Below are 20,880 nucleotides of genomic sequence, written 5' to 3'. Positions count from 1 at the left end.
GTCGAAGCGCGTTGTCGCCGTGTGAGACCCGGCAGGTCCGGTGCCGGACGGTGCCCGTGGGCACCGTCCGGCACCGAGGACGGCGATCAGGAGCAGCGCACCTCGGAGCAGCCCGAGCCGTCGCAGCAGTAGCCGCGGCAGGGACCGTAGTTGCACTCCATGCACTGCGGGAAGTACTTCCAGCCGCAGGCCGCGGTGGCCGCTGATGCCTCGGTGCCCGGCACCAGACGGGCGAGGAGCCGGCTTCCCATCGCTTCCAGCTTACTGAGCATTTTTTCTCCTCCGAATGGTCTTCCGGTATTTCCCGGACGAGGAATGTCCCGACCGGGGCTGTTCCGGTTGCTTCGATTCTCCTGGAAAGCTTCCGGGTCGGTCTTGTAAAAAATCGCCCCGTTGTTCAGTGGAGTGCGGCAGCCAAGTCCGGCCGATCGGCAATCAAGCCGTACGGTCCGCCGTTCTCGCCCTTTCCCGCCCCCGCGGTGAAACGGCGTGGACTGAGGCCGGTCATCCTCCTGAACTCGCGGCTGAGGTGGGACTGGTCGTGATAGCCGGCCTCGGCCGCCGCGTCGCAGACGAGCCGGCCCTCCAGGAGCAGCCGCACGGTGTGCCGCAGGCGCATGATGCGGGCGACGACTTTGGGGGACAGACCGACCTGCTCCCTGAAGCGCCGTTCCAACTGCCGCTGACACCAGCCGACTTCGCGGGCGAGACCCGGTACGGGGGTGTCACCACGACTGCGCGCCAGTCGCCACCACACCTGTTCCACCGGTGCCGCGTGTGCCGGGCCCCGGAACATCCAACGCGCCAGGACCCGGTCGAGGTGGCGGAACCGGGCCTGCCGGTCCGGCGCCTCGCGGAGCTCGCGGACCAGCGTGTCGACCCTGGCGCCGAGGACCTCGGAGGCGGGGACGACCGTGTTGGCCAGCCCGTCCATGGGGATGCCGAACAGGGTGTACGCGGCCCAGGGGGCGAGAAACACCCCGATCCCGGTCAGCCCGTCGTCGTGGTCGTACACCAGGGCCCCGCTGTGCGGACCGGCCACGAAGGAGGTGAATCCGGCCGCTGGGCCTCGCACCGCCGCGTCGGACAGGTGGACGCTTCCCGTGAAGGTGAGGCCCAGGGCCACGGCCTCCGTCGGCAGCAGGAGACGGGGATCGCTGCCGGCCTGCGCGTACGGAAGGTCGTGATAGCCCCAGACGCCACCGCACAGTCCGGCCGGGGAAGGGCTAACCACGGACATGGACCGACTGACCGGTGATGCCGTGCGCGTCCGGACGCAACAGCAGCAGGATGGCCGCGGCGATGGCATCGGGGGCCGCGTTCCGTCCAGGTACGACCGCGTTGACCGTTGTACCGGTCGCCGGGAGGAGAGCGGACCAGCCGGCCACCAGGGAGCTGGTGCCGGCGGCGAGGACCGCCCCCGCGGGCCACCAGACGCCCTGCCGGTGCGTGGGGGTGGCGAGCAGCACGATGCGGCCGGGACGGGCCGGGGCAGGCATGGCGCGTACGGCCGCCTGGCCCAGCCGGTACATCCCGGTCAGTTCGGGGTGATGCGTCTCCCCCATGTCGAAACCAGGGGCCGCGGGCCCGGCCGGGTCGGAACCTGTCACGTCGGAACCTGTCGCGTCGGAGCTGGTTGCCGCGGGTCCTGCGCCGGCGGACGTCAGGCCCACCACCACATCGATGCGGCCCAACTCCGCGAGGATGTCCGCAACGGCCTTGTCCACACTGTCCCCCTCGGCCAGGTCGGCGACGTACGGCAGGACACGTGGCTGTTCACCGGCGAGCGCCTCGCCGTACAACCGGGCGGCGTCCGTCGTCGACCCCGCCACGGCGGTCGTGAACCCGTCGGTGATCAGCCGCTCGCACACGATCCGCCCCACGGCGCTGTAGCCACCGACCACCAGCGCCACCTTGCGGGCCGGACCGGACAGCGGCTCAAACACCGGCTGTGCCGGGGGCCACCGGGTTGCCGGGGGCCGGTGTGGGCGCCGGCCAGGTGAAGTCCACCGTCGTCGTCCGGGTGACGTGTTCGCCGGTGCCGTGCGGGCCGGAGCCGGGGGCGGCGGTGCTCGTACCGAGGGACAGGCCGATGGCCAGCACGGCGACCAGGGTGAGGCCCGCGGTGGTGGCCCGGGCGGTACGGGAACGGGACGCTGTCATGAGTCCTCCTCGGAGTGCCGTACCGGCAACTGAGCGGCACTGTGATGCCGGCGTCGTCGAGAAGGGAGTCAAGCAGCGGGCGCCGGAGCCGGTAAGCCCATGTGTGCGGCATACAGATGCCATGCACCTTCCTGACAGCGGGGCGGCGGGACGGCAGGAGGCGGAAAGCGGACAAGGAGGGGGAGTGTCCGATTCCCGGGAGGTGCCGGTCCAGGCCCTGTGGGACCATGACCGCCCGGACGAAGCTGTTGGAGGCCCGGGAAGGACGCGTCCACATGGCAGAACCCTCGGCACTGAGCGCGGAGGACCTCGCCGTCTACCGCGCCATACTGCTTCACCGGCAACACGACGTGGGACGCCTGGCGGAGCGGCTGTCCGTGTCCGAGGCCGAGATCCGGGCCTCCGTGGAAAGGCTCGTCGCCCTCTCCATGCTGAGGCCCTCCTGGGAACACCCGGACACGGTCCGAGCGGTGAGCCCACAGATCGGTCTGGAGCTGGTGCTCCAGCGTGAGCAGCAGGAACTGGCGTTACGGCAGGAGCGCATCGGCCAGACGCGGGCGGCCCTGGACACCCTGGCCGCGGAGTACTCCGCGTACGAGGAGAGCAGCGGCTACGAGGGAAGCGAACTGCTGCTGGGCATCGACCGCATTCGCACGCGTCTGGAGACACTCGCCAGCGAATGCGCCGAGGAGGTCCTCTCCTTCCTCCCCGGTGGGGCTCTGCCCACCGAGGCCATCGAGGCGGGCCAGCCGCTGAACGAGAAGGCCATGCTGCGCGGGGTCAGGTTCCGCAGCCTCTATCTGCAGAGCATCACCAAGGACCGGGCGACGTACCGGTACGTACGGCGGGCGCGGCAACTCGGCAGTGAGGTCCGGCTGGCCCCCACCCTCCCCATGCGCCTCCTCGTCGTGGACCGTGAGACGGCCGTCATCCCGGGCGATCCGGTGTCGGCGCGGGCCACCGCACTGGTCATCCGCAGCGCTCCGGTGGTCCGCGCCCTGCACGCGCTTTTCGAGGCGCACTGGAAGGACGCCGAGCTGTTCGAGGAACCGCCCGGGAGACCGTTCGACGGGATCAGTGCGCAGGAGCGGGAGTTGCTCCGCCTGCTGGCCGACGGCGAGAAGGACGAAGTGGTCGCCCGGCAGCTCGGCGTCTCTGTGCGCACCGAGCGCCGGATGGTCGCCGAGATGCTCTCCCGGATCGATGCGCGCAGCCGGTTCGAACTGGGGGTCAAGGCTGCCCGGCTGGGCTGGGTCTGATCGGCCGGACCGTTGAGGGGAGGGTGTGTTACTTGATGCGGATCTCCGCCAGCTGCAGGCGGTACTTGCTGGTCTCGTCGGAGGCGGGCCTGCCGAGCCTGGTGACTCCCAGGCGCAGGTAGCGGCCGTTGGCGGAGGTCAGGGTGTAGGTCTGGGCGACTCCGTTCGGGTTGGGCTCACCGGTGATGGTGCGGGCGGTGGTGTAGGTGGTTCCGCCGTCGGTGCGGGTCTGGAAGGTGAAGTCGACCGGGAAGCCCGCCGTACCGCCGCCCGCTCCGCCGGTGTCGGTGCGGGGGTGGAGGGTGACCTGTCCGATGGCCCGGTCGGCGCCGAGGTCGACCTCGATCCACACCGGTGTGCCGCTCACATCGGCGGAGGGGAAGTCGATACTGGTGAAGCCCTTGGCGCCGGCCGCGCTGGTGAGGGTGCCGTCCAGGACCCGGGTCTTGCCCCAGTCGGCGTTCTCCAGCGTGTAGTTGGCGGTGACGGTGGTGCCGGCGGTGGGGACGGTGAGTTCGGCGAGTTGGAGGCGGTACTTGGTGTTCTCGTCGGAGGCGGGGGTGCCCAGCTTCGTGGCCTGGAGGCGGACGTAGCGGGCGGTGGTGGTCCTGAAGCCGTACGTCTGCACCAGCCCGTCGGGGTTCGCCTGCCCGGTGACGGTGCGGACGGTCGTGTAGGTGCTGGATCCGTCGGGCCGGGTCTGGATCGTGAAGTCGACCGGGAAGCCCGCCGTGCCCCCGCCCGCCGCAGCGGTGTCCGTTCGGGGGAAGAGACGTACGGCGTCGAGGTCGGTGTCGGCCCCGAGGTCGATCTCCACCCACACCGGGTTGGCACTCACGTCGGCGGAGGGGAAGTCGTTGCTGGTGTAGCCCTTGGCCCCGTTCACGCTGGTGAGTGTGCCGTCGGTGAGCCGGTTCCGGCCCCAGTTGCTGTTCTCCAGGCTGTTGTTGCTGGTGACCGGCCGATTCAGGGCGAGGTCGTCCAGACGGCCCACGCCGGTCGCCGTGAACGTCCAGGTGCCGGGCTGGACGACGAAGTACACGTAAGCGGAGTCCTTGCCGTCGTAGGACAGTCCGCCGACGCTGCCGGTGGAGGAGCCGCCGGTGAAGACGGTGATGTCGTTCGCCTTGATGACCGGGGACGGGCCTCCGTAGGTCGGGACACCCGCGCGCGCGGTCGTCCCGTCCGGCGAGGTGAGCGTCAGCGTCACCTTGGTGCCGTCGCGGGTGATGCCGAAGCGGATGTCGCCCTCGACGGTGGACGTCACGGTGTTGATCTTGCTGAGGGTGCCGGTGCGAGGGATGACCTCGTACGTCTCCCAGCCGGGCTTGGTGGGGCGGACACCCGCAGCGTAGGCGGACAGCGCGTACAGCGGGCCGCCGTTCCAGGCGTGGTTGTCGGTGCCTTCCGACTTGACCCACACCTCCCACAGGGTGTGGCAGGCCGGGTCGGCGACCTGGGCGGCGAAGCGGTTGCGCATCCGCTCCTCGGCGACCGTGGCCGCGCCCATCAGATACAGCGCCTCCAGGACGTAGAACTCCATGTACGGGCTGGCATTGAGGTGGGTGCGCAGGACCTCGGTGATCGCCCGGTAGCGGGACGCGGGGGCCAGCCCGGCGACGACGGCGAGACCGTTGGCGCGGTCGTCGGTGTCGCCGGTGTAGCCGGGCGAGCGGTATTCGTTCCTGGACGCGTTCCACAGGACGCGGTCGAAGTTGGCCTTGATGCTGTCGCGCCTGGCCTTCCAGCCGGCGACGTCCCCGCTGTTGCCGCTGAGCCCGGCGAGCTTGGCCGCGGTGTCCAGAGCCAGGTGGTACCAGCAGTTGTCCAGGACGCGGGCGTCGATGTTGCTGCCCCAGTCCTCCCAGTCCCAGTCACCGGCCCGGTGGTTGACCAGGCCGTCGCTGTCCAGGCTCCACAGGTTCAGGTACTGCTTCACCGCCGGGTAGGCGACAGTGACGGCATCGGCGTTGCCGGTGTAGAGGTAGTACGTCCAGAACGACCACACCGACGCCAGCATCTGCACGGGCAGTTCGGCGGTCCAGATCGTCGAGGGGACCGGTGAGTACAGCGCACCGCTGGACTTCTGCCAGGCGGCGAGCTGGGCGATGGCCTTCTCGCCGAGGGCGTGGGACCTGGTGTCGAAGGTGTAGAAGCCCTCCTTGAGCTGGTTGACCACATCTCCCCACCATTGGGCCCGCTCACGCGTGGGACAGTCCATGTAGTTGTCCCGCATGTTCACGTACATGGTGCGGGCGGCCTTGGTCCACAGGGTGTCCAGGAAGGCGTCGCTGCTGCTGAACGACCCGGCGAAGTCCGTGTCGTAGCCGGACTCGCGGTACTTCAGCTCCAGGATCGTCACACCCGCCGGAATCGTGTACCGCACGGCCGTACCGCTCATCCACGCCGGCGACTCGAACTCCTGCACACCGCCCGCACAGACATAGGTGGCGCGCATGTTGTACTGCGTCCCCGGCTCGATGCCCACCAGGCCCGCACCGTCGTCGTAGTGGTCGGTCTGGATGCCGATCACCGCACCGGCCGGCGCGTCCACCTTCAGGAACGGGGTGACCTGGAGGTTGGACGGCAGGGTGGCCGAGATCGCGGTGAAGCCCTGCCCGCTGCTCGGGAGGGACGAGGCGTTGGCGTACGTCTTGAGGCCGGAGTAGCGGAACTGCGGGATCGGCCGCTGCACGAGCGCGTTCCAGGGCGCGGAGCCCACGGCACCGAAGTCGGTCGGCGCGCTCCAGGAACTGTCGTTGAATCCGGAGGACTGCCAGTCGGCCATACCCGTGGCGTTGCGGGCGTCGTAGTAGACGTTGGACTCGGGCAGCCGGAAGTTGACCTGCGTACCGCTGGTGTTGTTCGAGTAGCCCGGGTGGACGGTGTGCTTCCAGCTGGTGTCGCTGACCAGCCGGGTGGTCGTGGAACCGACCTCGATGTCCGACTGGAAGAGCAGCCCGCCCTTGCCGCTGCTGTTGTGCGAGAAGCCCTGCTTGCCGAAGTACCACACCAGCAACGCCACCGTGTTGCCACCGGCCTTCAGGTACGGGGCGAGGTCGATCTCGTCGTAGTAGGTGTCCGTACGGTTGGGGCCCCGCTTGAGTCCGCCCTCGAAGACCACCAGCGTGCCGTTCACCCACAGCCAGTACTTCGAGTCCGCCGCGATCTGCGTCACCGCCTTCGACGGCGCCGAAGCGAGGGTGAACGATCTGCGGAAGGCCACCCACTGGTTCGCCGAACTGGACGGTGCCCAGATCCACTTCGCGGCCCAGGACACCGCGGCGGCCGCAGCGGGAGCGAGCCCCGGCAGAAGCACCGAGCCGAGGGCCGGAGCGAGGGCGACGGCTATGGCCGAGCACAGAGCGGACCGACGCGAGATGTCAGGCATGGCGGGCTCTCCTGCTTTCGAGGGGGTGGTCGCGGGGGGATCACAGAGGTGTCGGTTCCGGGCGGGCCGGGATGGGCCCAGTGGTTCACCTCATGGATGATCCTTCGCTTGGAGGGTGAATCGTTTCAATCAGTCGGTGCGACACCTCAGGCAGCGACGCGACGAACGCCGGCACGGGCCGACCCGAGGAGCACAGGGCGGCGAGGCCGGCGGCTGACACCCTGGGCGAACCGGCTGTACCGCAATCACCCATCGACGGGCCCTGTCATGCGCATCCCTTCGTGTAACGTTCCACGAAGGGATGCCCCAAAGGTTGAAGCGAACAGGCCGGAGCCGTCAAGCCATCGGCGAGTAACGTTCCGGACACACCAACAGGGGCAGAGCGGCGCACGACAACGGAGGGGGCCCCATGCAACCGGCAGGCGGCTCGAAAAGGGTCACCATCACCGACGTCGCGCGCAGCGCGGGCGTGTCCACCTCCGCGGTGTCGAAGGTGCTGCGCAACGCCTACGGGGTGAGCCCCGCGATGCGGGAGCGCGTCCAGACGGCCATGGCCGAGCTGGGCTACCGCCCGCACGCGGCCGCCCGGGGTATGCGGGGCCGCACCTACACGATCGGCGTTCTGCTCGCGAGCATCCGCAACGCCTTCTACGCCGACCTCCTGGAAGGGGTGGACGCGCAACTGCGGAACACCGAGTACGCGCTGTTCATCGGCTCCAGCGTCTCCTCGGAGCTGGAGGACCAGACCAAGCTGATCCACGCCATGGTGGACCGGCAGATGGACGGCCTGATCCTGATCGCGCCCGCCGTCCCCCGTTCGGAGGTGGTGCGCATCGCGTCCGAGGTGCCGACGGTGGTGATCGGCCACCACGACCCCTCGCCGGCGTACGACTGCGTCGTCAACCAGGACGGGGCCGGCGTCGACCTCGTCGTCGACCACCTGGTCGGCCTCGGGCACCGGGACATCGCCCACATCTCGCATCCGACCGTGCGCGGCAGCCAGTGGGAGCAGCGGCCCGAGCATCACGTCCGGGCCGCCTACCATGCGGCGATGGCCCGCCACGGTCTGACGGACCTGGCCCGAGTCGTGCACTCCGGATACTCGGACGAGGGCGGCTATCGCGGCGCGAGGGAACTGCTCACCTCCACCCGCCCGCCTACCGCGGTCTTCGCCGGCGCGGACGTCGCCGCGACGGGTGTGTTCAGGGCCGCCGCCGAACTCGGCCTGCGCGTCCCCGACGACCTCTCGATCGCCGGATACAACAACACCTCCGTGGCCGCCCTCGCGCCGGTGAGCCTGACCAGCGTCGACCAGGCGGGCGCCATGATGGGCGAGACCGCGGCCCGGCTGCTGCTGGAACGCATCGAGAAGCGGCGTGACCGTGCGGTCGTCATGGCCTCGACACCGCACCTGGTGACGCGCGGCAGCACGGCACCGCCCCGCGCCTGATCAACAGCCACGCCCTCTCACGACGAGGCGGGCGGAACCACGTCGGACGGACACCGCCGACGACGCGGCTGGCTGACGTCCGCATCAGGGTTGAGTCGTTTCAGACATATAACGTTGCACACAGCGTGAAGAATGCGGTCGGCATGAGCCTTGACCTCCTGGCCCGACAGCCGGATCATCTCCGCCAACCCGCAGTCCTGCGTGGACATGGCGCCGACAACCCATCGACTCAACCTCTTCAACGGCAAAGGAGTGGGAGGACTACTACAACCACCATCGCCCCCACGGCGCCCTCTCCGGCCGGCCCCTACGAACGCCTACGACAGGTGGGATTGGTGGCCGAGTCAGAAGGCTGGTGCGGAGCGCTCTGTAGGCCGGCTCTGGCGGCGTGCCCCGAGCACAGCGTCTCGTAGCCGGTCCTGAGCCATGGCCAGGCACGCGTACACCGCGCCTTCTGCCGTCGACAGGCCGAGCACCTGCGTCACCGTCCTGATCTCCGGGACCGCCGGAAGGCTCTGGTCCAGTCGTCTGCGCACCTCGGGAAGCACTTCTTCGACGAGCGGGCGCAATCGACCCACGAAATAGACCGATTCAGGATCCAGCATCACGGCGACGACGCTGACAGCGGTCGCGATCGCCGTGGTGAACGCTTCCAGCACCTCGGCGTGCGGCATCTCTTCGTGCGGCTCCAGCCAGAGATCTTCGATGCGTTCCAGGTGGAGTCCGCGCCCACGAGCAAAGCGAAGAAGACCTCTTGTGCTCAGCAGCTCGTCGAGGATCTCATCGTCAACCCCGGAGGAGAGCACGCCAATGTCCCCGAAGGCAGGCGTCCGCCCGCGGGCCAGCTCGTGATCTGTGCAGCTGGCGAAGTTCAGGTTGGTGCTGAGGCTGAAGAGCGCGGCGTTCCTGACGGTGGGGTCGTTCGTGAGGATCCCGAGCAAGGACGCATTGGCGTCACTGTCCATGAGCACGGGAGCATTGATCAGGTCTTCCATGGCTCGCTGAAGATCAGAGCCAGCGAAGATCTTCATCGGCTCCGCCGGGCCGAAGATCTCCTTGCCGTCCCGGACCCGGCCCGGCACCGCGGCGACGACCTGGCGCAGTGGTCCCTGTGCGGATTCGCTGGCCTTCGCGATCAAGCCGACCAGCCATTCGGCGCCGGTCCTGACCGCGTCGTGGTCCTCGGTGGGAACCGTCACGTGGTGGACCTCGCGGCCCCTCAGATCGGTCACCAGGACGCAGGTGGTCTGCGCGCCGAAGCTGATACCGACCACGTGCCCCGTCGTGCCGGGCACGTCCAGATAGGTGGACCGGCGGCCGCGGCCGACAACCTCATCGACTCCGCCGTCGATGACGAAGCCATCCGCCCGAAGCTCCTCCACGGCTCGGGACACCGTGGCCTTGCTCAAGCCCGTGAGCTCGATGAGCTCGTTCCGCGTCAAGGGCGCCCGGGTCAGGACCACATCAAGGACCGAGGCCTTGTTGTAGTCGCGCGATGTGGGGTTGCTGGTCACCTCATGACCATATCGAGCCCGATACACCGAGCGAGCCGGGCCCGGCAGGGGGTCGAACGCCCTCCGACGGTTATTGTTTCAGTTTGGAACTGGAACTAAAAATGGTAGGATCTCAGCCACAGCAGCGAGCACCTCCGACGGAACCAGGACGAAAGGTGTGCCTACGATGACTTCGACGCTGAGCCGAGCCCTCGCCCACTACCCCAACCGGTTCGACCCGGGCGGACTGAGCGAGCTCCCCGAACACCTCCAGGAGACCATCCGACGCCGGAACAGAGTGCTCGGTCCTGGCTATACGCTCATCTACAAGCAGCCGGTCGAGTTCGTCTCCGGTCACGGCGCCCACCTGATCGACCGCGACGGCAACGACTACCTCGACGCGTACAACAACGTTCCGTGCGTCGGGCACGCCCACCCGCACGTGGCCGAGGCCGTCTCCCGCCAGATGGCGGCAGTCAACACCAACACCCGCTATGTCCAGGAGTCGCTGGTCGACTACGCGGAGCGGCTTCTCGCGACCTTCCCCGAGGAGCTGTCGAAGCTGAGTCTCGCGTGCAGCGGGTCGGAGGCCAACGACCTCGCGGTGCGGGTGGCGAGGTTCCACACCGGCGGTGAGGGAATCATCGTGACCCGCTGGGCCTACCACGGCCTCACTCGTGAGGTGGCGAGCTTCTCGCCGACTCTGGGCACGGGATCACCGCTGGGTCCGAACGTCCGGCTCATCGATCCTCCTGACCCGCGCCTCGTCCCGCCCGGATCCACGCTCGCCGAGCACATGCGCAACCAGGTGCGCGGCGCGATCGACGACCTCGAGCGCCACGGTTACCGCCTCGCGGCGCTGATCACCGACTGCGCCTACTCCAGCGATGGAATCTTCACGGACCCGGTCGGTTACATGAAGGCCGTGGTGGAGGAGGTGCACGCGGCCGGCGGTGTCTACATCGCGGACGAGGTACAGTCGGGATTCGCCAGGCTCGGGGAGTCGATGTGGGGTTTCAGCCGCCACGGTGTGCTGCCGGACATCGTCACCATGGGTAAGCCGATGGGTAACGGATTGCCGATCTCCGGTGTGGTTTTCCGCCCCGAGGTCTGCGAAGAGTTCGGACAGAACGTTCGCTACTTCAACACCTTCGCCGGCAGCTCGATCCCTGTGGCCGCCGGCGCCGCAGTACTGGATGTCTTCGAGAAGGAGAACGTGCAGCAGCGCGCTCTCGAGAACGGTACGGCTCTGCGCGCAGGGCTCCAGGAGATCACGAAGGATTCCCCTTACATAGCTGAGGTGCGCGGCAGCGGTCTCTACGTCGGTGTGGAGCTCGTCAAGGACCGGGAGACGCTGGAGCCCGACCGCTCACGTGCCGAAGACGTCATCAACGACATGCGCGACCGTCGGATCCTCATCAGCGGCACGGGCAAAGCGGCGAACGTTCTGAAGATCCGCCCTCCGCTGGCCTTCACCTCCGCCGATGTGACCCGATTCCTGGAGACCTTCTCCGAGGTCGCGAAGGACCGTCTGTAGCAGGCTGGCCAAGGAACTGATCATGAACACCTCACCGGCAATGAGAATCGCTCAACGGCTCTTCGAGGAGAGCGGCCTGGCATCGTCTCACGAGCCCATCGACGTCATGCTGGTGAGCGCCCTGCTTGAGAGGCGTTACCACCTCGGCGGACGTCTCGAGCGACTGGCGACGGAGAAGGACGACACGTTCAGACTCAGGACCGACTCGAACGACTACCTCGTGAAGGTTTCACCCCCTGACGAGGCAGAGAGGGTTGTCGCTCTGCAGACCGCCGTGATGCGTTTTCTCCAAGGCGCCGCTCCGGAATTGCCGGTCCAGCGGGTGAAGCTGACCGTCGACGGAGACGACCGCGTGGCCATCAGAACGAACGACGGCAGGACTCGGGTCCTGCGGGTGTTCGACTTCGTCGAAGGTCCGGTCCTGGCACGAACGCATCCAACCGCGGAACAGCTCGCCAAGGTGGGCGAGATGCTGGGCCGAATCGACGTGGCACTGAAAGCATTTGAGCACCCTGCGGACCGACGAGGGTTGGTATGGGACATTCAGCACTTCCACCAGCTGACCGGACTTGTCGAGCACACGCCGAATACCGAGCACCGTCAGTTGGCTCAGGAGGTCTTCCGGCTTTTCGACGGAGCCATCGTCCCGAGGCTGAATGATCTCGAAACGCAGGTGATCCACGGCGACTACAGCCCTTACAACGTTGTGGTGGATCCGCGAAGCGACGACTTTGTCACCGGCGTCATCGACTTCGGTGACACTATGCGCACTGCCGTGATCTTCGACCCTGCTGTCTCCCTGGCGAACCTGCTCGGGCGGGCGCCGGATCATCCCTGGCTGGATGCCTGCGCCTTCGTCGCCGGCTACGAACGGGCACGCCCCATCGCGGACTGGGAACTTCCGCTGCTGCCGATTGCCGCGCTGGCACGACTCACGCTGCGCGCGCTGATCACGAACTGGCGCGCGGAGCGCGTACCAGAACGGCGCGACTACCTCCTCGGCCACGCCAAGGACGACTGGATCAACGTCGGGCGGGCCATGGCCGTACCCCTGGGCGACGTCATTGCGCAACTCCGAGCGTTCTGACGTCGCCCCCTGCGCACCCATGCTGCACGACGCCCTGGCAGGCCCCGCCCGGACCCCGGAGGAAACCTGCCGGGCCGTCCTCGACGCACTGCTGCCGAAAGGTCGGGCGCGTCAGGCCAGTACCTGACCACTGCCGGCCACGACCTCCGGGCGGAGCAGGCCGGCGAGCGTCTCGGCGGGCAACAGGCCCTTCTCGAGGACGAGTTCGGCCACACCCCGGCCGCTGACGAGGGCCTCCTTGGCGATGTCGGTGGCCGCCGTGTACCCGATGTGCGGGTTCAGGGCGGTGACGAGGCCGATGGAGTTCTCGACGGTCGCACGCAGCGTCTCGGTGTTGGCGGTGATGCCGTTCACGCAGCGCTCGGCCAGGATCAGGCAGGCGTTGCGCAGGTGCGCGATGCTCTCCGACAGGGAGTGCAGGATGATCGGCTCGAAGGCGTTGAGCTGGAGCTGTCCGGCCTCGGCGGCCATGGTGATGGCCACATCGTTGCCGATCACCTCGAAGGCGACCTGGTTGACGACCTCGGGAATCACCGGGTTCACCTTGCCGGGCATGATCGACGAACCCGCCTGCACCGGCGGCAGGTTGATCTCACCCAGGCCCGCACGCGGCCCCGACGACAGCAGACGCAGGTCGTTGCAGCTCTTGGACAACTTGACGACGATCCGCTTGAGCACCCCGGACATCTGCACGAACGCCCCGCAGTCCTGGGTGGCCTCGACCAGATTGGCCGCGGTCACCAGCGGCAGGCCGGTGATGTCGGACAAATGCCTGCGGGCGGCTTCCGCGTATCCGGCCGGGGCGTTCAGCCCCGTTCCGATGGCCGTCGCGCCCAGGTTGATCTCATGGATCAGCTCGACTGCCTCGGCAAGACGTGACCGGTCCTCCTCGATCATGACGGCGTACGCCGAGAACTCCTGCCCGAGCGTCATCGGTACCGCGTCCTGCAACTGTGTACGGCCCATCTTGAGCACGTCGCGGAACTCGACGGCCTTGCCGGCGAAGGCGTCCTGCAGTACAGCCATCGCCTTGAGCAACCCGCGCACCGCGAACACCGTCGCGATCTTGACCGCGGTCGGGTACACGTCATTGGTCGACTGACCCAGGTTGACGTCCTCGTTCGGGTGCAGGAACCGGTACTCACCCTTCGCGTGGCCCAGCAGCTCCAACGCCCGGTTCGCCACGACCTCGTTGGCGTTCATGTTCGTCGAGGTGCCGGCACCGCCCTGGATGACGTCGACGACGAACTGCTCGTGCAGCTTGCCGAACCGGATCTCCCGGCACGCGGCGACGATCGCGGTCGCCTTCTCGGGCTGCAGCAGCCCCAGCTCCTCGTTCGCCAGGGCGGCGGCCTCCTTGACGGCGGCGAGGGCGTCGATCAGGTGCGGGTAGGCGGAGATGGGAGTGCCGGTGATCGGGAAGTTCTCCGTGGCGCGCAGGGTGTGCACACCCCAGTAGGCGTCGGCGGGGACATCCCGGTCGCCGAGCAAGTCGTGCTCAACGCGGGTGGCGGCGTTCATGAGGCTGGGGGCCTTCTCTCGGGAGGCATGGTGGGGGCCTTCCGTGCAGTGGTGCGGAAGGCCCCCGTGGTGTCACCGACGTCGGTACCTGCTCAGAGCAGGCGATCCTTCGCCTTGTAATAGGCGCCGCCGAACGGCAGGAACCAGGGTGTGCCGTTGTAGAAGGGGACGGGCACCTTCGGGAAGCCGAAGCCGCGCATCGGGTTGGCCTCGGGGTTGCCGTCCATCATCTCGGCGACCGCGCGGCCCATGTACGTGGCCATCTGGACGCCGTGGCCGCAGTAACCCATGGAGTAGTACAGGCCGTTGACCTCGCCCGCGTGCGGGATGCGGTCCCAGGAGAAACCGACCATGCCGCCCCACACGTAGTCGATGCGCACCCCCGCGAGCTGCGGGAAGATCTCGGTCATCTCCCGCTTGAGGATGTCCCCGCTCTTGACGTCGGAGGCCGGGTTGGAGGGGGCGAAGCGGGCCCGGCCGCCGAAGGCGAGGCGGTTGTCCGGCGTGAGACGGATGTAGTTGCCGACATTCTTATGGGCGACCAGCAGGCGGCCGTTGGGGATGAGCTCCTTGGCGCGCGCCTCCCCCAGCGGCTCGGTGACGATGATGAAGCTGCCGACGTTGATCAGCCGCTTGCGGAACCACGGCATCGAATTGTCGGTGTAGGCATCCGTCGCCGCCATGACCTGCTTGGCACGGATGGTGCCGCGCATGGTCTCCACCACGAAGCCGCCGCCGGGGAGGCGGGTGAGGCCCGTGGCGGCGTTGCGCTCGTGGATCTCGGCACCGGCACGCTCGGCGGCGTCCGCCAGGCCGACGACGAACTTGCCCACGTGCAGGGCTGCGCCGAGCGGGTCGAGCAGGGCGCCGTGGTAGTGATCCGAGCCCAGCTCGGCGCGCAGCTCGCTCTTGCTCAGGACGACCGTCTCGTGGCCGAAGTTCTCGGCCAGGTCGCGCTGCTTGGCGTGCATGCCCTCGAGGTGCTTGGGCTTGCAGACCAAGCCGAGGCGCCCGGCACGGTGGAAGTCGCAGTCGATCTTCTCCTTGACCGCGATCTCCTCGACGACGTCCACAGCATCGCGGAACGCGTCGTAGAGCTCGCGGGCGCGCTCCTGCCCGTAGCGCTGGCGGGCCTGGGCCGGGCTGATGGTGATGCCGGGGTTGCAGTGGCTGCCGTTGCGCCCGGAGGCGCCCGAACCGACCTGGTCCTTCTCGACGAGGACGACCCGGGCGCCCTTGCGGGCGGCGTGGTAAGCGGTGGACAGGCCGGTGAGGCCGCCGCCGATCACCACCACGTCCGCCTCGTCGGGCAGGTCCTTCCCTGAGCGGTCGGGCAGGGCGGGGGCTGTGTCCATCCAGTAGGGGATCTGCTTCATGGCGTGCGTCCTCTGTCTTTTCGGTCTGTTTCGCCGGTGCGCCGTCGGTCAGCAGCCGAGGAGCTTCGGCAGGCCCGACAGGTCGGGCAGCTCGTCGTAGGGCTGGTAGTCGGCGCTGCCCTTGCGGCCGTAGCGGTTGATCCACACCCGGCGCTTCAGGCCGAGGTCGCGGGTCGGGATGTGGTCGTACTCCCAGCCCTGGGCGACGTGGATGACCTGCGACGACTCGACACCCATGGTCCGGAAGGCGTGCTTGAAGGCCTGGCGGTCCGGCTTGTAGGCGCCGGCCTGCTGGGCGGTGATGACGTAGTCGAACTCGACGCCGATGTTCTCGACGTTCCGCGCGATCAGGTTGTCGTCGGTGTTGGAGATGATGGCGATCTCGTACTTGGTCTTCAGCTTCCGCAGGGCCTCCGGGACCTCCGGCCAGGGGCCGAAGGTGGGGACGGCGTCCACGAGCGCCTCGCCGTCGGTCTCGCGGTACTCCAGGCCGTGCAGGCGCATGGCGTTGCGCAGGCTGGAGTGCAGGATCTCGTGGTAGGGGCGGTAGGCCTCCAGAACGGCCTGGAAGCGCATGACGCGGAAGTCGTCGAGGAACTCGTCGACATCCAGGTTGTCCAGGTCGAGCCGGTCCTCCAGGACCTTCAGGGTGGTGGGGCCGAGTTCGAAGTTGATCAGGGTGGCGTAGGCGTCGAAGGTGACGATCTCTCGCATGGTGTCCAGCCTTGGTCTCTCGCGGTTTTAAAAGGGGGTGGGGCTTCAGACGACGCGTTCGCCGGGGGCGACGATGGCGTCGAGTGCGGCCAGGTCGGCCGGGCTCGGTGTCCAGTCGGCCGCCGCCGCGTTGGCGGTGACCTGGTCGGGTGTCATGGCGCCGCAGATGACGGAGCCGACGGCGGGCAGGGCCGCCAGTGCGCCGACCGCGACCTGGAGGAGGGTCAGACCGCGTTCGGCGCCGTATGCGGTGAGCGCCTCGACCCTGTCGAGGGCCGCGTCGGTGAGCCAGCCCTGCCGCCAGGACAGGCGGCTTCCGGGCGGGGGCTCCTCGCCGCGGCGGTACTTCCCGCTGAGCAGGCCGTTGGCCAGCGGGTAGTACGGCAGCAGGCCGAGGCCGTGGTGCAGGCAGGCCGGGATGAGGTCCCGTTCCGCACCGCGGTCGAGCAGGTGGTAGCGCGCCTGGGTGGACACGAAGGCGTCCGTGACCTGCTCGGCCGGGAGGTTGGAGCAGCCGATGTACCGGATCTTGCCCTCGTCGACCAGCTCCCGGAGCGCGGCGACCGTCTCCTCCAACGGCGTGACGCCGTCCGGTTCGTGGTACTGGTACAGGTCGATCCGATCGGTGCCGAGCCGGCGCAGTGACGCCTCCACCGCGTACCGGATGTAGGCACGGGATCCGCGCGGACCGTACAGGTCGGCGTCCCGGCTCATCTCCATGCCGAACTTGGTGGCGAGCACGATGCCGTCACGGTGGCCCTTGAGGGCGGCGCCCAGCAGGCGTTCGCCGTCGCCGCGCGAGCCACCCCGCTCACCGGACCCGCCGTACATGTCGGCGGTGTCGAACAGGGTGATCCCGGCGTCGAGAGCGGCGTGGACCACGGCCTTCGTGCCGTCCTCGCCGAGACGGCTGCCGAAGTTGTTGCCGCCCACGCCGACCACCGAGACGGTCGGGCCGCGCGCTCCGAGCGGACGGTACCTCATGACCGGTTGCCGAACCCGATGCAGACGTTCTTGGTCTGCAGGTAGCTGGCCAGGCCCTCAAGGCCCTTCTCCCGGCCCCAGCCGCTGTGCTTGTAGCCGCCGAAGGGGAGCTCGACGCCGGTGCCGATCCCGGTGGCGTTGACGTAGACCTGGCCGGCCCGGATGCCCTCGGCCATGCGCATCGCCTTGTCGATGTCGCGAGTCCAGACGTACGAGGCGAGGCCGTACGGGCTGTCGTTTGCGATCTCCAGCGCCTCGGCCGCGTCGTCGAACTCGATGACCGTGACGACGGGACCGAAGATCTCCTCGCGGGCGCAACGGGCCTGGTTGTCCAGTCCGGTCAGCACGGTCGGCTCCACGAAGTAGCCGTCGGCCAGCGCGGGGTCCGAGGGGGCGCCTCCGCCGGCCCGTGCCACGGCGCCCTCCTCCCGCGCCAGCTCCAGGTAGCCGAGGACCCGGTCCCGCTGGCGTGCGGCGACGAGCGGGCCGACGTCCGGGTCGGTGAGACCCGGGCCGAGGCGCAGGGACGCGGCGTGCGCGACGAGCTTGTCCAGGAACTCCTCGGCGCCGCGCTGGAGCAGCAGCCGGGTGCCGGCCGAGCAGGTCTGTCCGGCGTTGCCGAAGGCGGAGGCGGCGACGGCGCCGAGCGCCAGGTCGAAGTCGGCGTCGGCGAAGACGACGACGGGCGACTTGCCGCCCAGCTCCGTCACGGACGGCACCACGTTGGCCGCGGCGGCCTGGGCGACCTTGATGCCGGTGGGCACCGAACCGGTGAAGGTGACCTGGTCGATGCCCGGGTGACCGGCGAGGGCCGCGCCGGTCTCGCCGTCGCCGGGGACCACGTTCAGCACGCCCGGCGGAAGACCGCACTCCAGGGCGATCCTGCCGATCTCCAGCGGGGTGAGCGGCGCCTCGGGCGACGGCTTGAGCACCACCGTGCAGCCGGCGGCCAGCGCCGGGGCGGAGCCCCTCGCGGTGTTCTGGAGGGGGTAGTTGAACGGGATGATGTGGCCGGAGACGCCGATCGGCTCACGGACGGTGTAGTCGAGCAGGCCGGGGCCGAGCGGGATCGTCGAGCCGCCGAGCTTGTCGGCGACGCCCGCGTAGAACTCGAAGTAGCGGGCGGCCGCTTCGACATCGGCCTTCGCCTGACGCAGCGGCTTGCCGACGTCCTGGCTCTCCAGGCGGGCCAGCCGTTCGCCCTGGTAGCGGATGGCCTCCGCGATCCGGTACAGGATCCGGCCGCGGTCGGCGGCCCGCATCCGGGCCCACTCGGGAGCGGTGAAGGCCGCGCGCGCGGCGGCCACCGCCTGGTCCACATCGGCCTGGCCGGCCAGCGCCACCTGGGCGATGGCCGTGCCGTTGGACGGGTCGAGGACGGTGAAGGAGCGGCCGTCGGCGGCCGGCACCTGCTTGCCGTCGATCAGCAGCTCGGTCAGCTGGAGTTCGCCGGTCATGGCTGGATCTCCCCCAGCACCTCGCCGAAGATGACGACCTCGTCGCCAGGACGGACCGTGCGGATCCGGCGCACCCAGAGCACGATGCCCTCCTGAGGGGCGATGACCTCTTCCAGCGTGTTGCCGTAGTGGTCGGTGATGGTGGCGATCAGGTCGCCTTCCTTGCAGGTCTCCCCCGGCTCGGCGCGGGCGACGAAGAAGCCGCCGGCGGCGGAGCGGGCGAACGTGCCGGAGACCGTCGTGTAGGTGTCCCGCAGCTCCGCCTCGCCGTCGATCATCCCGAGCCGGCGCAGGATGTTGCGGACCGAGTGCATGTGGTGCTCGACGTTGGTCTCGCGGTACGTGGCGCCGCCGCACTCGATGGTGATGGCGGGCTTGCCGGCTTCGAGGACGGGGTGGCGGACCGTGCCGCCCCACTTCCCGCCCTTCCAGACCAGTTCGTGCCCGGCGGCGAGGGCGAGGTCGGTGGCCAGGTCCTCGTAGCCGCCCTGGAGGATGACCAGCGGGGCGATCTCGCCGTAGGCGCCACCGGTGTGCAGGTCGACCACGGCGTCGACGGCGGGGACGACCTGCTCAACGAAGGTGGCGGCCAGCCGCTGCGAGTACGAGCCCTCCGCGTCGCCCGGGAAGATGCGGTTGAGGTTGAGGTGGTCGATGCCGCTGGCGCGGGCTGCGGCCTCGAAGGCGGGGGTGTTCAGGCAGGGGATGCCGACGACGGTGCCGCGCAGGGTGGCCGGGTCGAGGTCGGCGAGCACGCGGCGGATGGCCTCCTGGCCGTCGTACTCGTCGCCGTGCACGCCCGCGTCCACGCACAGGACCGGGCCGTCCTGGGCGCCGTTGACGACGATCAGCGGAATCCCGAGCTCCACGCCGTAGCTGCTGGTGCCGACCGGGATCAGGCCATGGGCGCGCTCGCCCGGGGCGACGGTCAGCGGACCGATGGAGTACATGTGGTTCCTTCCCAAAACGTGGATCAGATGCGGGCGGACGCCTCGGCGAGGGTGCCCGCGATGATCGCGGCGATACGGTCGAGGACCGCGCGGTCGCTGATCAGCGGGGGCGCGATCTGGACCAGCGGCCTGGAGCGGTCGTAGACGCGGGCCAGCAGGCCGGACTCGCGCAGTCGGCGCGGGATCAGGTCGAGGATCAGGTCGGCTCGGGCGCCGGCGCTGAAGCCGCCGTCGTCGAGGTCGCCGACGAGTTCGCAGGAGTAGAAGAACCCGGTACCGCGGACGTCACCGACGATGGGCAGGGCCTTGAGGGCTGCCATGCGCTTGGCCAGGTCGCCCTGGAGACCGCGGACGTTGTCCAGGATCCGGTCCCGCTCCATGATCTCCAGGTTGCGCAGGGCGATGGCCGCGCTCAGCGGGTGTCCGGCGAAGGTGTAGCCGTGGTTGAGGACCGCGCCGGGCCGGTTGATGACCTCGGTGACCTTGGTGCCGACGAGGGTCGCGCCCAGCGGGGCGTATCCGGCGGTGATGCCCTTGGCGACGGTGACCATGTCCGGGCGGGCACCGTAGCGGTCGCCGCCGAACCACTCCCCGACCCGGCCGAAGGCCGTGATGACCTCGTCGGCGACGAGCAGGAAGCCGTAGCGGTCGGCCAGCGCCCGCAGCCCCTGCCAGTAACCCCGGGGCGGGGTGATGCAGCCGCCGCGGTTCTGCACCGGCTCGGCGATGAGCATGGCGATGGTCTCCGGGCCCTCGGCCAGGATCGTGGCCTCCAGCTCGGCGAGCAGCCACGTCGTGTACACCTCGTCGTCCGCGAACTCCGGTGCCAGGCCGAAGCGGTTGGTGTTCGACACGAACCGGGTGTCGATCGCCGGCGGGCCGTACGGCTCCGTCAGGCCGGGGTCGTCGGTGAACGACAGCGCGCCTACGGTCAGGCCGTGGTAGGCGCCGCGCCGGGCGATCGCCTTGGTGCGGCCCGGCTCGCCGCGCAGGGCGTGGTAGCGCCGGGCTATCTTCCAGGCGGTCTCGACGGCTTCGGCGCCACCGCTCGAGAAGAAGGTGTGCTCGATGTCGACGGGGGCGATCCGGGACAGCCGCTCGGCGAGTTCGATGGCCGAGGGATGCGCGGAGCCGGTCCACAGCGGGCTGTAGCACAGCTCGCTCAGTTGCCGTTCGGCGGCCTCGGCGAACTCGGGGCCGTAGGAGTAGCCGAGCTGGCAGCAGTACAGCCCTGACAGGCCGTCGATGTAACGCCTGCCTTCCGCGTCATCGACGTACGGGCCCTCGCCGCGGCGGACGACGAACAGTTCCTGACCCGGCAGCGCGAGCGAGCCGTTGTCGGTCATGTTCAGCAGCAGGTGCCGCTGAGCGGTGGCGGTGGTCATACGGCGTCGCCTCCGGGGTTGGCGACGCCGACCGTGTTCTCGACCGAGAGCAGGGATTCCTGCCGGCCGGAGCCGAGCCAGCGCACCAGGGCCACCAGGCCGAGGGCGAGGAT

General features: G+C 69.0%; 17 protein-coding genes. 4 read left to right on the top strand and 13 right to left on the bottom strand.

Going from position 1 to position 20,880, the window contains the following annotated elements; translation table 11 throughout:
- Nucleotides 1-86: 86 nt before the first annotated feature.
- The 4 genes from NW895_RS39865 to NW895_RS39850 form a co-directional block, all read right to left on the bottom strand.
- On the bottom strand, nt 87-272 hold the full coding sequence (locus NW895_RS39865) for a hypothetical protein (protein ID WP_289942057.1): 186 nt from the start codon (nt 270-272) through the stop codon (nt 87-89).
- Between the two features lie 125 nt (nt 273-397).
- Entirely contained in the window at nt 398-1,240 is an 843-nt protein-coding gene (locus NW895_RS39860; protein WP_289942055.1) for a helix-turn-helix domain-containing protein, read from the bottom strand.
- Nucleotides 1,227-1,946, bottom strand: a complete 720-nt coding sequence (locus NW895_RS39855; RefSeq protein WP_289942053.1) for an SDR family NAD(P)-dependent oxidoreductase — start codon at nt 1,944-1,946, stop codon at nt 1,227-1,229. The genes NW895_RS39860 and NW895_RS39855 overlap by 14 nt, the downstream gene beginning before the upstream one ends.
- The gene (locus NW895_RS39850) at nt 1,939-2,163 is read right to left on the bottom strand and encodes a hypothetical protein (protein WP_289942052.1); all 225 of its coding nucleotides are present in this window, start codon (nt 2,161-2,163) and stop codon (nt 1,939-1,941) included. Before NW895_RS39850 ends, NW895_RS39855 begins: the two co-directional genes overlap by 8 nt.
- A 275-nt stretch (nt 2,164-2,438) precedes the next feature.
- Here NW895_RS39850 and NW895_RS39845 point away from each other — a divergent pair, with 275 nt between their 5' ends.
- Entirely contained in the window at nt 2,439-3,422 is a 984-nt protein-coding gene (locus NW895_RS39845) for a helix-turn-helix transcriptional regulator (RefSeq protein ID WP_289942050.1), read from the top strand.
- Between the two features lie 28 nt (nt 3,423-3,450).
- Here NW895_RS39845 and NW895_RS39840 read toward each other — a convergent pair whose 3' ends face one another.
- Nucleotides 3,451-6,813 (bottom strand): discoidin domain-containing protein, encoded by a 3,363-nt coding sequence (locus NW895_RS39840; RefSeq protein ID WP_289942049.1) that lies wholly within the window; start codon nt 6,811-6,813, stop codon nt 3,451-3,453.
- A gap of 409 nt (nt 6,814-7,222) precedes the next feature.
- Here NW895_RS39840 and NW895_RS39835 point away from each other — a divergent pair, with 409 nt between their 5' ends.
- Nucleotides 7,223-8,263 carry a LacI family DNA-binding transcriptional regulator gene (locus tag NW895_RS39835; RefSeq protein ID WP_289942048.1) on the top strand — a complete coding sequence of 347 codons (1,041 nt, stop codon included), beginning with the start codon at nt 7,223-7,225 and terminating at the stop codon, nt 8,261-8,263.
- 344 nt (nt 8,264-8,607) lie between these two features.
- Here NW895_RS39835 and NW895_RS39830 read toward each other — a convergent pair whose 3' ends face one another.
- Nucleotides 8,608-9,777, bottom strand: a complete 1,170-nt coding sequence (locus NW895_RS39830) for an ROK family transcriptional regulator (RefSeq protein WP_289942047.1) — start codon at nt 9,775-9,777, stop codon at nt 8,608-8,610.
- Nucleotides 9,778-9,943: 166 nt separating this feature from the next.
- On the opposite strand from NW895_RS39830, the gene NW895_RS39825 reads away from it, so the two are divergent.
- The gene (locus tag NW895_RS39825; RefSeq protein WP_289942045.1) at nt 9,944-11,293 is read left to right on the top strand and encodes an aspartate aminotransferase family protein; all 1,350 of its coding nucleotides are present in this window, start codon (nt 9,944-9,946) and stop codon (nt 11,291-11,293) included.
- Between the two features lie 22 nt (nt 11,294-11,315).
- Nucleotides 11,316-12,380, top strand: coding sequence for a phosphotransferase (locus tag NW895_RS39820; protein ID WP_289942044.1), 1,065 nt, complete (start codon nt 11,316-11,318; stop codon nt 12,378-12,380).
- 111 nt (nt 12,381-12,491) lie between these two features.
- On the opposite strand, the gene aspA is transcribed toward NW895_RS39820, so the two are convergent.
- From aspA to NW895_RS39785, 7 genes are all read right to left on the bottom strand, one after another.
- A complete protein-coding gene (gene aspA, locus NW895_RS39815) occupies nt 12,492-13,901 on the bottom strand; it encodes an aspartate ammonia-lyase (RefSeq protein WP_289942043.1) in 1,410 nt (469 codons plus the stop codon).
- Nucleotides 13,902-13,993: 92 nt separating this feature from the next.
- Nucleotides 13,994-15,277: an FAD-binding oxidoreductase gene (locus NW895_RS39810; protein ID WP_289942042.1), complete on the bottom strand. Its 1,284-nt coding sequence runs from the start codon at nt 15,275-15,277 to the stop codon at nt 13,994-13,996.
- A 48-nt stretch (nt 15,278-15,325) separates the two neighbouring features.
- Nucleotides 15,326-15,991, bottom strand: a complete 666-nt coding sequence (locus tag NW895_RS39805; RefSeq protein ID WP_289942041.1) for a haloacid dehalogenase type II — start codon at nt 15,989-15,991, stop codon at nt 15,326-15,328.
- Nucleotides 15,992-16,036: 45 nt separating this feature from the next.
- Complete coding sequence (locus NW895_RS39800; RefSeq protein ID WP_289942040.1) at nt 16,037-16,975, bottom strand: aldo/keto reductase; 939 nt, start codon at nt 16,973-16,975, stop codon at nt 16,037-16,039.
- Complete coding sequence (locus tag NW895_RS39795; RefSeq protein ID WP_289942039.1) at nt 16,972-18,432, bottom strand: aldehyde dehydrogenase family protein; 1,461 nt, start codon at nt 18,430-18,432, stop codon at nt 16,972-16,974. Before NW895_RS39795 ends, NW895_RS39800 begins: the two co-directional genes overlap by 4 nt.
- Nucleotides 18,429-19,382: a M14 family metallopeptidase gene (locus NW895_RS39790; RefSeq protein ID WP_289942038.1), complete on the bottom strand. Its 954-nt coding sequence runs from the start codon at nt 19,380-19,382 to the stop codon at nt 18,429-18,431. Before NW895_RS39790 ends, NW895_RS39795 begins: the two co-directional genes overlap by 4 nt.
- A 23-nt stretch (nt 19,383-19,405) precedes the next feature.
- Nucleotides 19,406-20,767 carry an aminotransferase class III-fold pyridoxal phosphate-dependent enzyme gene (locus tag NW895_RS39785; RefSeq protein WP_289942037.1) on the bottom strand — a complete coding sequence of 454 codons (1,362 nt, stop codon included), beginning with the start codon at nt 20,765-20,767 and terminating at the stop codon, nt 19,406-19,408.
- Nucleotides 20,768-20,880: the final 113 nt, after the last annotated feature.

This window comes from Streptomyces sp. S.PNR 29, from assembly GCF_030386795.1.
Taxonomy (GTDB): domain Bacteria; phylum Actinomycetota; class Actinomycetes; order Streptomycetales; family Streptomycetaceae; genus Streptomyces.
This window is presented reverse-complemented; position numbering and strand designations above follow the sequence as displayed.